Below are 14,303 nucleotides of genomic sequence, written 5' to 3' on the forward strand. Positions count from 1 at the left end.
GAAAGATTGCGCTCTTCCTCATCCCGTCTTTTTCTACGAGGAGGATGCCAGCGCCTCGCGCAGGATGTGCATGCTCGCATTTCCTCCCGTGAGCACGCACGCCACACGTTTGCCCAGCCATTCGCTGCGCCGCTTCCTCAGTGCTGCAAAGGCCAGCGCTCCGGCGCCTTCCGCGGTATTGTGCGTGGCCTGAATGATCTCACGCATGGCCGCCACGGCCTCTTCATCATTCACCGTGACGATTTCATGCGCATGCTGCATCACATGCTCCAGCGCCTCCCGGTTCGGCGTCTTGCACGCCACCCCTTCCGCCACGCGTGTCGTGCTCGCCTGCTCCACAAACTGCCTTTGTTGAAACGACAGCGCATACGCGGGCGCGTGCTCGGACACCACGCCGATGATCTTTGTCTTCAATCCCAGTGCCTCGCGAGCGGCGGTCACACCGCAGAATCCCGACCCCAGCCCGATGGGAACAAAGACCACATCCAGATCCTTCACCGCATGAAACAGCTCCACGCCATACGTCGCCACGCCGCGCACCAGCCACGGGTGGAATGACGGCACCGCGTGCAGCCCTTCTTGCACGGCCAGTTCACGCGAGTACTCCAGCGCCTCCTGAAACTCCCGCCCATGCTCCACCAGTTCCGCTCCCAGTGAGCGCATCGCCGCATTCTTCTCCGGATTGTTCCCATGCGGCACCACGATCACGGCGCGCAGGCCGTTCCGTTTCGCCGCAAAGGCAATCGACTGCCCATGATTGCCCGTTGTCGCCGCGATCACCCCGCGCACTTCAGGCTGCTGGCGTTTCAACTCGTCCATGTACACCAGTCCGCCACGAATTTTAAATGCCCCCACAGGCGTGTGGTTTTCGTGCTTCAGCCACAGCTCGCAGCCCAGGCCGGCCTCCAGCAGCGGCCAGCGATACGCAGGCGTCTCATGGATGCAGGGGCGGATCAGGGCCTTGGCGGATTCGATTTCGCTGAGGGTTGGAAGGGAGGGCATCTTTCATCGCTAGGCATGAACTCCGTAAAGGCAAGCCCGCAGCCTGCGTTATGAGTGGCACCATGAACGCGCCCACCACTTCTCGCCGTCGGTTTCTTCAAAGCTCCCTCGCAGGGGCCATTTCCATGCCCGCCTGGGCTGCTCCACTGGGAGCCAACGGCGACGTGCGCGTCGCTGTGATTGGCTTTCGCGGTCGAGGTGGCGGACACATCAAGGAACTGCTCAAAGTTCCCGGCGTGCGCTTGGTCGCCCTGTGCGATGTCGATTCCGCCGTCGTGGACAAGAAAGTGGCTGAACTCGACAAGCAAGGTGTGAAGGTGAAAACCTACCGTGACTTCCGCGAGTGCTGCGCTGACAAGGACATCGACGCGGTGACCATCGCCACGCCGAACCACAGCCATGTGCTCATCGCTCTCACCGCCTTGCAGCATGGCAAGCACGTGTATGTGGAGAAGCCTGTCTGCCATAATCTCATTGAGGGCCGCAAGCTCATGGCTGCCGCCACCAAAGCGGCTGCCAAAGGCATCATCGTGCAGCATGGCATGCAGCGCCGTTCGGACCTTGGCTGGGCCGCGGCGATGGCATGGGTGAATGAAGGTCACATCGGACAGAAAAAACTCTCCCACGCGCTGGTGCATGGCATGCGCCTGAGCATCGACAAGGTGGATGCCGCCCAGCCACCGCCCGCCACGGTGGACTACAAGCTGTGGTCTGCACCGCGTCCTGAAATGCCGGTCATGCGCAGGCAGTTTCACTACGACTGGCACTGGCAGTGGCCGTATGGAAACGGCGACATCGGCAACCAGGGGCCGCATCAGTATGATGTGGCGCGCTGGGCGCTCAATGATCCCGCCACGCTGCCGCAGCGTGTGATGAGCCTGGGCCATCGCTGGGGGTATGTGGATGATGGGCAGACCGCGAACTGCCAGCTGGCCTTCCACCCGTACGAGCCGGTGCCGCTTTTGATGGACATGTTTGGCCTGCCCATGAGGAACATGGACAAGAAATCCGGCGAGCCTCCTTACAAGGGCATCCGCACCGGGAACATCATCCACTGTGAGGGCGGCTACGTGGCGGAATCGAAGGCCTATGACAATGAGGGCAAGACGATCACGAAGTTTGAGAACTTCCTCACCGGCCCTGACCACATGAAGAACTTCATCGACTCCGTGCGTGAAGGGAAATACACCAAGGACGTGCTTCACATCCGCCACGGGCAGCAGGCGGCCATGCTCTCCCATCTCGCAAACACGTCCTACCGCCTTGGCAAAGCCATGAAGAACGAGGAGATCAAGGAACGGCTGCAGGGGGACAAATTTGGCCAGGCCATGTTTGCCGACATGCTCAGCACGCTCGCGGCCAATCAAATCAACACCGATGTCGATCAAGTCATTGTCGGCCCCTGGCTTGATTTTGATCCGGTCAACGAGGTCTTCACCGGCCAGTTCGCCACGGAGGCCAACAAACTTGCACAGGAGGAATACGCCGCGGGCTTTGAACTTCCCGAGGTGTGATCCTCAGGGCGGCGCATGCTGCCGCCGAAAATCCTTCGGCGACATGCCCACCACCTGCTTGAAGCGCCGGGAGAAATGAAAGGCGTCGTGAAAGCCCAGATCGGCCGCGATCTGGGCGAGGGTGTGGCTGCTCTCCAGGAGTTTGGAGCAGGCGCGTAGCACGATCTCATCGGCGCGAAACTCGCCGGGGCTTTTGCCGGTCATGTGCACGAACCGTTTTCGAAAAGCACTGTAGGACATGCCAAGGTCAGCGGCGATCTGCTCCAGCGAAGGTGTGTTGAGTTTGCCATCGGCCAGCATGCGCTCTGCAGATTCACGCCACTGCACGCTCTCCGTTGTTTGATGCCGCGCATCATCAAACTGCAGGGCGTCGGCCAGCCACTGCTGAAACTGGCACAGCCTTGTCAATGGCGCGGACTCGGGCGCGTCCGGCGGCGGCACGATGATGCGGCGAAGGCGGTCCACCCAATAGGGCAGGGGGCTCAGCTCCAGCACGCGGCTGCGGTCCCCGGGATGTCCGGCGGACTGCCAGGCGTCAAAGAGGCTGCCGTTGAACCACAGAAAAAGCTCGCTCCAGCGCACACCGTTTTGCGGGCCGTAGCTTTGGTTGATTCCAGGCTTTGACCACACCAGCGTGCCGGGCTGCAGCACGCGGCGCACACCGGTGTCGTCCATGTAGTCGGCGCTGCCCTCCAGCGTCAGCACCAGAAGGTAGTTTGGCGTGGGACGCAGGAAGTGTGGAGGCGGCGCATGCGCATAGGTGGCCTGGCTGTTCCACTTGGTGCCTGCGTAAACGATCTGTCCCAGCTCGCAGTGCACAGGACGCGTGGCGTTTACATTCCACGGACCGGGAATGTTGAAGTAAAGATTGGGGTCGCGCACATCAGCCATGCCAAAATATGCATGAATGAGGTCAAACATTCAATTTAGAGAGAAGCCGGAAGCCCGTATGGGTATGTCAGACAGTCAATGCCAGCCCATGCGTCCGCCTGAACTCCATCCCAGCACCTGCCCGCCATCTGCCCTCTGCGCAGTGCTGTGCCTCTCGGTGTTTGCACTGCCGGCGATGGCCGTGGATTACGTGAAGGACATCAAGCCACTCCTCAAGGAGCGCTGTGTCTCCTGCCATGGCACCGTGAAGCAGAAAGGGGATCTGCGGCTCGATGCGGGTGCGTTGATTCAAAAAGATGTTCATCACGAGCTGCTCAAACGCATTGCGTCCACGGATGAAGACGAACGCATGCCTCCGGAGGGCAAACGGCTGAGTGCTGAGCAGATAGAACTGCTGCGGCAATGGACTGCGGCCGGTGCGCCCTTTCCCAAGGATGAAGTCATCCCGAAGAAACCCTCCGAGCACTGGTCCTTTCAGCCGGTGCGGCGGCCCGACGTCCCTGCGTCCGCCTTCACCCATCCCATTGACGCCTTTGTGTTTGGCAGGCATGAGGCAGCACCTAAGGCCGATGCGCAAGTGCTGCTGCGGCGTGTGCACCTAGACCTGACCGGCCTGCCGCCGACGCTTCAAGAGCAAGAGCGCTTTTCAGACATCAACACCGTGATCGATGACCTGCTCACACGCCCCGAGTACGGCGAGCGCTGGGCCCGGCACTGGCTGGATGTGGTGCGTTATGCGGACAGCAACGGCTACGAGCGCGATGCCGAAAAGCCCTTCGTCTGGCGCTATCGGGACTATGTCATTGATTCGCTCAATCAAGACAAGGCGTTCAATCGCTTCGTGCTGGAGCAGCTCGCGGGCGATGAATTGCCGGACCGCTCCCTCGCATCCGTCATAGCCACCGGGTTTCTGCGCCTCGGTCACTGGGATGACGAGCCTGCCGATTCTGTGGCAGATCGTTATGATCAGCTTGATGACATCGTCAGCACCACCGGGCAGGCGTTTCTCGGGCTCACCATCGGCTGCGCGCGCTGCCACGATCACAAATTTGAGCCGTTGTCCACGCGCGACTACTACAGCCTCGTCGCTGTCTTCAATCCCCTGCAACGTCCTGCCAAAGGACGTAAGGAGCTGACCTTCCCAATCGACAGCACCGAGGTTTATGCCTTTCACGAACCGTCTGCGAAGGCGCCGGAGACGCACGTGCTCGTGCGCGGTTCGCCCACCCGCTTCGGCGATCTCGTAGGGCCTGCGGTGCCCGCCATTCTCGCCAGGCAGCAGCCGGAATTTCCCGGGGCGAACGATGCAACCACCCGACGCCGTCTCGGCCTGGCGCAGTGGATCGCCAGCGAGCAAAACCCGCTCACGGCCCGTGTCATCGTGAACCGCATCTGGCAGCAGCACTTCGGCCAGGGATTGGTGACCACGGCCAACGACTTCGGCCTCATGGGTTCCGCTCCTTCACAACCCGAACTCCTCGACTGGCTTTCTCACTGGTTCATGCACGATGCCAGCTGGTCGCTGAAAAAGCTGCACCGCCTCATCCTCACCAGCCGTGCCTGGCAGATGAGCAAGACACCGGACTCGCTCATGCGCTATCGTCGCCTCGAAGTCGAGGCCATCCGGGACTCCATGCTTGCCGTCAGCGGTCAGCTCAACTCGAGGCGCTTCGGCCCTGCGATGAAACCCGGCATTCCCAAGGCCGCGCTGGAGGCCAACACCGACAAGGAAAAAGTCTGGCAGCCCTCGGACGAGCGCGAAGCCTCGCGCCGCAGCATTTACGCCTTCATCAAGCGCGGCCTCGTCGTCCCCATGCTTGAGACGCTTGATCTGGCTGACACGGTGAGCAGCTGCCCCCAGCGCCAGGTCACCACCGTCGCCCCACAGGCCCTGAGTCTCTTCAATGGCGAGTTCGTGAACCAGCAGGCCCGTCACTTTGCCGAACGCCTTAAACGCGAAGCCGGTGACGACGCCGAGAAGCAAATCAGCCTAGCCTGGAAGCTCGCCCTCTGCCGCGAACCTTCACGCGAGGAGATGGCAAAGATGCGAGCCTTTTTGCAGGAGCAGCCACTGGAGCAGGCCTGCCGCGTGATTTTGAATCTGAACGAGTTTGTTTATCCAGAGTAAAACGATGAACGATTTTATCACACGTCGCGAATACCTCTTGCGTGCCACGGGTGGCTTCGCTGGTCTGGCGCTGGCGGATTTGATGGCCGCATCACCGCTGTCTGAAAAGCGCGCGCACTTTCCCGCGAAGGCCAAGCATTGCGTCTTCCTCTTTATGAACGGCGGACCGAGCCAGGTGGACACGTTTGATCCGAAGCCGGCGCTGAAAAAATACCACGGCATGCCTTACACGGGGGATGCGAAGGTGGGGTCGAATGGGCGTGCGGTGGGGCATCTGATGCAGTCGCCGTTTGAATTTAAAAAGCATGGGCAGAGCGGGCTGGAGATCAGCAGCCTGTTTCCACACACGGCCATGCATGCGGATGACCTCTGTGTGATCCGCTCCATGCATGCTGACACTGCGGCGCATGCTTCGGGATGCCTGCAGATGAACACAGGCAGCATTTTCATCGGCAAGCCCTGTCTCGGTTCCTGGCTCAACTACGGCCTTGGCTCCTCCAACCAAGATTTGCCGGGCTTTGTCGTGATGACGGACCCGCGAGGCGGACCGATCGGCAGCGCCTCGAACTGGACGGCGGGTTACATGCCGGCGGCGTATCAGGGCACCTTGTTTCGCAGCGGCGGCTCACCCCTGCTGGATCTTGCCACTCCGGAAGGCACGAGCGAGCGGACGCAGCGGCGCAGTCTGGACCTGCTCAAGTCTTTGAACGAAGAGCACCTCAAGCGTCATCCCGAAGAGACGGAGCTGATGGCCCGCATCGAGTCCTATGAACTGGCCTACCGCATGCAGACGGAGGCGATGAGCGTGGTCGACCTCGACAGCGAAGACTCCGCCACCCGCGAGATGTACGGGCTCAACCATCCGCGCACCGCCGACTTTGGCCGCAAGTGCCTCATCACCCGCAAGCTCATCGAGAAAGGCGTGCGCTTCATCCAGCTCTACTCCGGCGGCGGCCATATTGAGGACACCTGGGACGGGCACAACGACTGTATCACCAACCACACATTGCATGCGGGAGAAACGGATCGGCCCATCGCCGCGCTGATTGCCGACCTGAAACGCACCGGCCTGTGGGAGGAGACCCTGCTCGTCTGGGGCGGCGAGTTTGGCCGTACACCCACGAGCGAAGGCGTTGGCAAGCCGGGCCGTGATCATGACTGGCATGGCTTTTCCATGTGGCTGGCCGGCGCCGGAGTCAAAGGCGGGCAGGCCATCGGCGCCACGGATGAACTTGGATTTAAGGCCGTGGAGGACCGCTGCCACGTCAGCGATTTGCATGCGACCATCCTCCATCTCATGGGCATCGACCACTCGCGCCTCAGTTATCTGCATCAGGGACTCAACCAGCGTCTCACCGGAGTGGAAGACCGGCGGGTGATCACCCAGGCACTGGCTTAGCGGCGCGGCTGTTTTTGTTTGATGAAACAGCCTTCGGGGCACGTTTGGTCTGCCCTCAGATGATGAAACTCTTCGCCCCGATTTTCCTTTTCGCCCTTGCCGGTCTGCATGCAGAGACGCCGCCTCCCGTCGCGACTGCCTTGCAGCCGTTTGTGGACGGCAACGTCCTCGCCGGAGCCGTCACGCTAGTGGCTGACAAAGACAAGGTGCTGGACGTGACCACCGTCGGCTGGGCGGACATCGAGGCCAAAAAGCCGATGACCAAGGATGCCATTTTCTGGATTGCCTCCATGAGCAAACCCATTACCGCGACCGCTTTCATTATGCTGGTGGATGAGGGCAAGGTCTCGCTGGACGACCCGGTGGAAAAATACCTGCCCGAGTTTAAGGGGCAGATGGTAATTGCGGAAAAAGACACACAACATGTGCTTTTGCGGAAGCCCCGGCACCCCATTACCGTGCGCAACATCCTCAGCCACACGAGTGGTCTCACTTTCAAATCCGCCGTCGAAGACCCCACCCTCGACATGCTTCCCCTCCGTGTGGCCGTCCTAAGCTACGCCGCCGCAGCGCTGCAATTTGAACCAGACTCCAAATACCAGTACTCCAATGCCGGCATCAATACCGCAGCCCGCATCATCGAAGTCGTCTCCGGCATGAGGTATGAGGATTTCATGCAGCAGCGTCTTTTCACTCCTCTGGGAATGGTGGACACCACCTTCTGGCCCACAGAAGCGCAGGAAGAGCGCATCGCCACCTCGTACAAGCCCAATCCGGACAAGAGCGGCCTTGAAGCCATGCAGGTGACTCAGCTGCACTATCCCCTGCACGAGCACATCCGCCAGCCGATGCCCGCTGGAGGATTGTTCAGCACCGCAGCCGATGTTGGCAGGTTTTGCCAGATGCTGCTCAGCGGCGGCCAGTTTGGCGGCAAACGCTACATCTCCGAAGCTTCGCTGAAGCAGCTGCAGACCAAGCAGACGGGAGAAGGCCTCAATGCCTACAGCCTGGGATTCCAGCTCAACGGCACCGCCTTTGGCCATGGTGGCGCCTACTCCACCCATCTGAACATCGATCCTGCCAAAGGCATCGCCACCGTCTTCATGGTGCAGCACAGCGGCTGGAGAACCGATGAAGGAAAGAAGATCCTTCCCGCTTTTCAAAAAGCCGCTGCTGACACATTTGCCAAACCCTGACCCCAGTTTACTCCAACCCACATGAAATCATCCGCCATCCTCACGCTGCTCCTTGCGGCATCTCTGCACGCGCAGACACCTGCTCCCACCCCCAAGCCCGCACCGGCTCCGAAACGTGCGCCGACTGTCGCCAATGTGCCTTATGGCACGCATGAGCGGCAGGTGCTGGACTTTTACAAGGCTGAATCTTCCAAGCCGACACCGCTGCTGTTTTTCATCCACGGCGGCGGCTGGGTGGCTGGTGACAAGTCAGGCGTGGGAGAACTGGAGGCCTGCCTCAAGGCTGGTATTTCCGTGGTTTCCATCAACTACCGCTATTCGTGGCAGGCGCAGCTTGCAGGCGTGATGCCACCAGTGCAATGGCCGCTGGAGGATGCGGCACGCGCTCTGCAGTTTGTGCGCAGCAAGGCTGCGGAATGGAACATCGACAAGCAGCGCATCGGCGCCAGCGGTGGCTCCGCAGGGGCATGCTCCAGCCTCTACCTCGCCTTCCATGATGACATGGCCGATCCAAAGAGCAGCGATCCTGTCGCCCGTGAGTCCACCCGCCTTTGGTGTGCCGCCGTCAGCGGTGCGCAGACCTCGCTGGACCCCAAGCAGCTTAAGGAGTGGACCCCCAACAGCCGCTACGGTGGTCATGCCTTCGGCTTTATGGACCCAAACGAGCGCAAGACGCGCGACACGCGATTTGCCGAATTTTTGGAGAAACGCGAGTCTGTGCTGAAGTGGATCAAGATGTACTCGCCGTATGAACTTGTGAGCAAGGACGATCCGCCGGTGTACCTTTACTACACCAATGTTCCGGCCATCGGCAAGGAACAGAAGGATCCCACCCATACGTCGAACTACGGCGTGAAGCTCCAGGAACATTGCCGCGAAATCGGAGACGAATGCGAGCTGGTCTATCCCGGTGCGCCGGATGTGAAGCATAAGAGCATCTCGGATTTTTTGATTGAGACGCTGAAGAAACCCTGAACCACATCCGAAATACCAATCCAAATTGATATGAAACTCGCTCTCTCCCTCCTCTTACTCACATCAATCTCGTTCGCGGCCGATGCGCCGGCGAAAAAAGCTGAAGCTCCTGCCAAGAAAGCCGCGGCCCCAGCGGCGAAGGCACCCGCCAAGAAAAACTACCCGAAGAACCCGCCGCCGACGGTGGCGAACCTGAAGTATGGGCCGTTTGAGCGGAACGTGCTGGACTTTTGGCAGGCGAAATCAGACAAGCCGACGCCGCTGCTGTTCTTTATCCATGGCGGCGGCTGGATGGGCGGGGACAAGGCGGGCATCGCGGTGGAGCCGTTTTTGAAGGAGGGCATTTCCGTTGTGTCGATCAACTACCGCTACATCTCACAGGCGCAGGATGTGGTGCCCCCGGTGAAGGCACCCTTGACCGATGCAGCACTGGCATTGCAGACGGTGCGCAGCAAGGCGGCGGAGTGGAACATCGACAAGACACGCATCGCAGCGAGCGGCGGCTCGGCTGGTGCGTGCAGCAGCCTTTGGCTGGCCTTCCATGACGACATGGCGGACCCCAAGAGCAGCGATCCCATCAAGCGCGAGTCCACACGACTGCTGACTGCTGCTGTGAACGGCCCGCAGACCACGCTGGACCCGCAGCAGATGCGTGAGTGGACGCCGAACAGCAAATACGGCGGCCATGCCTTCAGCAAGGCGGGTGAGTTCAAAAACTTCGATGACTTCGTGGCGGCGCGTGAACGCATCCTGCCATGGATCAACGAGTACTCGCCTTACGCCTTGGTGACTTCTGATGACCCCGGTGTGTATTGCTCCTTCGGTGCGCCGCCAGCGATTGGCAAGGAAGAGAAGGACCCGACTCACACGGCGAACTTCGGCGTGAAACTGCAGGAGCACTGCAAGGAGAAGGGTGTGGCCTGTGATGTGGTTTATCCAGGTGCGGCGGATGTGAAGTACAAGACGACCACCGAATATCTCATTGCCAAACTCAAGGAAACGAAGTGAAGGAAACAGACTTTTACTGACCGATGAACATGAAACTCAAAGCGCTCTCTCTAGGCGGCGCCCTGCTGTCACTCTGTCTGATCTCGCGGGCTGAAGACTCCGCATTTCGCCCGATTTTTAACGGCAAAGATCTGGCCGGCTGGTATGGCCTGAACCCGCATTCCGTCGTCAAACTCAAGGACGAGAAGAAGACGGAAGCGCTCAAGAAAATGCGCGATGAATTCGCCACAGACTGGAAGGTCGAAAATGGCGAACTGGTCAATGACGGCCACGGACCTTATGCCACCACGGAAGAGGAATTTGGCGACATCGAATTCCTCATCGAATACAAAACCGTGGCGGGTGCCGACAGCGGCATCTACCTGCGTGGCGCGCCGCAGGTGCAGATCTGGGACAAGAACCAGGTGTTTGATCCGGCCAAGCCAACACGCAAACCGCACCTTGGCTCGGGTGGTCTGTTCAACAACACCCCGGACACGCCTGGGCGTGATCCTCTGGTGGTGGCGGACAAGCCCTTTGGCGAGTGGAACAGCTTCCGCATACGCCAGATCGGTGCGCGCACCTGGGTGTGGCTGAATGACAAGCTCGTGGTGGACGGCAATGTGATGGAAAACTACTGGGACAAAACCCAGCCGCTGCCTGCCAAAGGCCCTATCATGCTGCAAACTCACGGCGGCGAGATCCGCTGGCGCAACCTGAAGGTGCGCGAGATCGGCTCTGATGAGGCGAAGAAGATCCTTGCCGAGGCCGACGCGAAAAAGTGAGTCTTTGAATCCAACGAAAAAGCCGCAGGGGAGCGATTCCCTGCGGCTTTTTGATTTTTGAAAGGTTGCTTACTTGTTTAGCACGAGGCGGAGGGTGCCGTTGTGGATTTCCAGGGACTGAATGCCGGCAAGGAACTTTTGCAGCGCGGGATCGGACTCGACGTTCTGGGCGATGAGATCGACACCCTTCATGTCGCCGAGCCAGCTGTTGGGCAGAGAGATGCCGCCGAGGGTGAGATCATCCAGTTTCAGGGAGAGCTTGTGCTCCGGGGAAAGGCTGGTGCCAAAGGTAAAGCGCAGACGGATCTTTTGATTGGGGACGATAGGGAAGTCTTCCGGAGCGGTGAGGATGACGGCTGCGGAGACCTGGCCTTCGCCGAATTTTACCTGCACGCTTTCGCCGAGTTCCTGCTGGGCGAGGTAGGCGTTCACTTCGCGTTCGTTGATCACGAGCGTGCGGTTGGCCTCCTCAGGCGGGACAGTGGCCGGGTTGTTCAGGACCTGCAGCTTGCTGTCAAAGGCTTCTTTTTCCTTCGCGGTCAGACTCACAGGAGTCATGGCGGAGGGGTAGAAGGTATGCTTGACCCAGACGGCCCCGGTGGCGGCGGCGATGCCCGCGCAGCCGAGGATGACGGCGAGGGTGATGAGCACGACTTTCTTCGTGGAGCGCGCACGCGGTGCGGCGGGCGCAACGGATTCAGGGATGGTTTGCATGGTGGTGAGTTTGGATGCTTTCCGGCCAAGAGTATTCATTTCAGCGAAAAAATGCCAGCTACAGCTTGCCCCGCAGTTTGTAAGGCATTGACTCTACGCGCCGGGCTTGGGAACATCTGGAATAACCATGAAATACATACTCGCTCTCGATCAGGGCACCACCAGCTCACGTGCCATCCTCTTCAACCATGACGGCGGCATCGTGGCGACGGCGCAGAAGGAATTCCAGCAGATCTTTCCGAAGCCGGGCTGGGTGGAGCACGATGCGCAGGAAATCTGGGCCACGCAGGCCGGGGTGGCATCAGAGGTGCTGCACAAAGCGCATGCTACGGCGGCGGACGTGGGTGCCATCGGCATCACCAATCAGCGTGAGACAACCGTCGTATGGGATCGCAAGACAGGAAAGCCGATCTGCAATGCCATCGTGTGGCAGGACCGCCGCACGGCGCCCATGTGTGACAAGCTGCGCGCGCAGAAGCTGGACAAGATCATCCAAAAGAAGACGGGGCTCGTGGTGGATGCCTATTTCTCCGCCACGAAGGTGCAGTGGATTTTGCAGAATGTGAAAGGGGCCAAGGCTCGGGCCGCGAAGGGGGAACTGGCCTTTGGCACCATCGACTCCTGGCTGCTGTGGAATCTTACCGGCGGCAAGGTGCATGCCACGGATGTGAGCAATGCCTCGCGGACGATGCTTTATGACATTCGGAAAGGCACCTGGGATGATGAACTGCTTAAAATCTTCGGCGTGCCGCGCTCCATGCTGCCTGAGGTGAAGGATTCCAGCGGCGTGTTTGGGGAGACGTCGCTGCTCGGCGGATCCATTCCCATCGCCGGCATCGCGGGAGATCAGCAGTCGGCATTGTTTGGGCAGATCTGCACCAAGCCTGGCATGGTGAAGAACACCTATGGCACCGGCTGCTTCATGCTGATGAACACGGGCACCAAGCCCATCGCCTCCAAAAACAAGCTGCTCACCACGGTGGCCTGGCGCATCGGCGGACGCACGGAGTATGCGCTGGAAGGCAGCGTGTTTATTGCGGGCGCGGCCATTCAGTGGCTGCGGGATGGGCTGGGCATCATCCGCCAGTCGGCGGATGTAGAAGCGCTTGCGGCGAGTGTGCCGGACACCGGCGGAGTTTACCTGGTGCCTGCGTTTGCGGGTCTCGGCGCTCCGCATTGGGATGCGTACGCACGTGGCACGCTGGTGGGCATGACGCGCGGCACCACGGCTGCGCACATTGCGCGTGCGGCGCTTGAGGGCATTGCTTTGCAGGTCATGGACATCCTGAAGGCCATGGAGGCGGACGCGGGCATCAAGCTCAAGGAACTGCGTGTGGACGGCGGCGCGTGCGTGAACAATCTGCTCATGCAACTGCAGTGCGATCTTCTTGGAGTTCCTGTGGTGCGCCCGAAGGTGAATGAAACCACTGCGCTCGGCGCCGCCTGTCTCGCAGGGCTGGCCGTGGGCTATTGGAAAGATCTGGCTGATATCGCCAAGCACTGGCAGGTGGACCGCAAGTTTAAGCCCGGCATGAAGGCGGCGGCCCGCGCCAAGATCACACAAGGCTGGGGCCGGGCACTGGGCCGTGCGAAGGGATGGGAGGATAAATCAGCGTGAAGAACAAAGAGTGGATCAACGCGCCCTGCCCGTTTCTGCCGGAAGAAAACCGGCACTATGATCACACGGACATCGAAGCGCTGAATCATGAGCGAGGTCCGCTGTTTTATGAAACGGCTCTTCACTATGCGCAGAGCCTGTGGCGGGAAGGTTTTCCGGCGAAGAGCATTCTCATTCTCAACCGCGCGCTCTCGTTGCCGTTGAAGGAGGATGAACCCATCCTGGCGAAATGGCCGCTGCCGTATCTAGCGCTGGTTTGGATTATGCAGCACCGGGTGGAGGGTCAGTTCATTGGGAACCCGCGACGTCACTGGCAGCATCTGGCCACGCGCATGGTGGAGCCGAACAAGGAGCTGCGTACCTGGCGCGCCTGGGCGTGCTGGTACCTTGCGCAGTTGATCCTGCCGGAGTCGGAGTTTCCCTCGGACCAGAAGCAAATCCGCGAGGAGCAGATCGTGGAGCCGACCAAGAGTGAGATCGCCGGTCATTTGCACCGCCTCTCGCCTGCGCGGGACGAGGACGTGTGGCAGCATGCCCTGGGCACGCTGCAAACGCGAAAGTACGAACCGCTCCCCGCTCGCATCCGCCGCATTGGCGCGCATGAACTGGTGACGGTGCAACGTCTTGGGCATGAGATCTGGCATGCGTATTATCCCGGCATCATCAGCGAAGAGCAGATCCGCTACATGCTTTCCATCTGGTACCAGCCCGGCTCCATGGCGCATGAGATGCAGGCGCGGGACGTGTGGTATGCGCTGGTCGAGGTCGCCGGGCCAAAGCCGGTGGGCTACATCTCGTTTGAGAAGCTCCTGTTTGAGCCGGTGCTCTTTATCAACAAGCTCTACCTCCTGCCCGAGGTGCACGGCCACGGCCTGGGCTCCTTCACCCTCCGCTGGGCGGAGGATCGCGCCAGGGAACTGCGCTGCAAGGCCGTGCGCCTGCGCGTGAACAAGCGCAACGCTCCGGCCATCCGCTCTTATTTGAGGGCCGGTTTTCGGTTCACCGAGGACGTCGTCAGCGACATCGGCAGCGGGTTTGTGATGGATGACTATGTGATGGAGAAGGCGGTGTGAGGCCTTAGTTCCTCTTTGACA

At 60.3% G+C, this 14,303-nt stretch carries 12 protein-coding genes; 9 read left to right on the forward strand and 3 right to left on the reverse strand.

Going from position 1 to position 14,303, the window contains the following annotated elements; genetic code table 11:
- Positions 1 to 33: 33 nt before the first annotated feature.
- Positions 34 to 1,002, reverse strand: a complete 969-nt coding sequence (locus tag ACILSO_RS02515; RefSeq protein WP_395735786.1) for a threonine dehydratase — start codon at positions 1,000 to 1,002, stop codon at positions 34 to 36.
- Between the two features lie 62 nt (positions 1,003 to 1,064).
- Here ACILSO_RS02515 and ACILSO_RS02520 point away from each other — a divergent pair, with 62 nt between their 5' ends.
- A complete protein-coding gene (locus ACILSO_RS02520) occupies positions 1,065 to 2,516 on the forward strand; it encodes a Gfo/Idh/MocA family protein (RefSeq protein ID WP_395735787.1) in 1,452 nt (483 codons plus the stop codon).
- A gap of 3 nt (positions 2,517 to 2,519) precedes the next feature.
- On the opposite strand, the gene ACILSO_RS02525 is transcribed toward ACILSO_RS02520, so the two are convergent.
- Entirely contained in the window at positions 2,520 to 3,407 is an 888-nt protein-coding gene (locus ACILSO_RS02525; protein WP_395735788.1) for an AraC family transcriptional regulator, read from the reverse strand.
- Between the two features lie 88 nt (positions 3,408 to 3,495).
- Here ACILSO_RS02525 and ACILSO_RS02530 point away from each other — a divergent pair, with 88 nt between their 5' ends.
- From ACILSO_RS02530 to ACILSO_RS02555, 6 genes are read left to right on the forward strand one after another with little or no spacing between them, the layout of a single operon-like run.
- The gene (locus tag ACILSO_RS02530) at positions 3,496 to 5,535 is read left to right on the forward strand and encodes a PSD1 and planctomycete cytochrome C domain-containing protein (RefSeq protein WP_395735789.1); all 2,040 of its coding nucleotides are present in this window, start codon (positions 3,496 to 3,498) and stop codon (positions 5,533 to 5,535) included.
- 4 nt (positions 5,536 to 5,539) lie between these two features.
- The gene (locus ACILSO_RS02535; RefSeq protein WP_395735790.1) at positions 5,540 to 6,934 is read left to right on the forward strand and encodes a DUF1501 domain-containing protein; all 1,395 of its coding nucleotides are present in this window, start codon (positions 5,540 to 5,542) and stop codon (positions 6,932 to 6,934) included.
- Positions 6,935 to 6,993: 59 nt separating this feature from the next.
- A complete protein-coding gene (locus ACILSO_RS02540; protein ID WP_395735791.1) occupies positions 6,994 to 8,130 on the forward strand; it encodes a serine hydrolase domain-containing protein in 1,137 nt (378 codons plus the stop codon).
- 21 nt (positions 8,131 to 8,151) lie between these two features.
- Positions 8,152 to 9,105, forward strand: coding sequence for a carboxylesterase family protein (locus tag ACILSO_RS02545; RefSeq protein WP_395735792.1), 954 nt, complete (start codon positions 8,152 to 8,154; stop codon positions 9,103 to 9,105).
- 30 nt (positions 9,106 to 9,135) lie between these two features.
- Positions 9,136 to 10,113: a carboxylesterase family protein gene (locus ACILSO_RS02550; RefSeq protein WP_395735793.1), complete on the forward strand. Its 978-nt coding sequence runs from the start codon at positions 9,136 to 9,138 to the stop codon at positions 10,111 to 10,113.
- 29 nt (positions 10,114 to 10,142) lie between these two features.
- Complete coding sequence (locus ACILSO_RS02555; protein WP_395735794.1) at positions 10,143 to 10,877, forward strand: DUF1080 domain-containing protein; 735 nt, start codon at positions 10,143 to 10,145, stop codon at positions 10,875 to 10,877.
- Between the two features lie 69 nt (positions 10,878 to 10,946).
- On the opposite strand, the gene ACILSO_RS02560 is transcribed toward ACILSO_RS02555, so the two are convergent.
- Positions 10,947 to 11,591, reverse strand: coding sequence for a hypothetical protein (locus ACILSO_RS02560; RefSeq protein ID WP_395735795.1), 645 nt, complete (start codon positions 11,589 to 11,591; stop codon positions 10,947 to 10,949).
- Between the two features lie 127 nt (positions 11,592 to 11,718).
- Between ACILSO_RS02560 and glpK the strand changes: the two genes are divergently transcribed.
- Positions 11,719 to 13,209 (forward strand): glycerol kinase GlpK, encoded by a 1,491-nt coding sequence (glpK, locus tag ACILSO_RS02565; protein ID WP_395735796.1) that lies wholly within the window; start codon positions 11,719 to 11,721, stop codon positions 13,207 to 13,209.
- Positions 13,206 to 14,282, forward strand: a complete 1,077-nt coding sequence (locus tag ACILSO_RS02570) for a GNAT family N-acetyltransferase (RefSeq protein ID WP_395735797.1) — start codon at positions 13,206 to 13,208, stop codon at positions 14,280 to 14,282. The genes glpK and ACILSO_RS02570 overlap by 4 nt, the downstream gene beginning before the upstream one ends.
- Positions 14,283 to 14,303: the final 21 nt, after the last annotated feature.

The sequence above is a fragment of the Prosthecobacter sp. genome (assembly GCF_044226605.1).
Classification (GTDB): Bacteria; Verrucomicrobiota; Verrucomicrobiia; order Verrucomicrobiales; family Verrucomicrobiaceae; genus Prosthecobacter.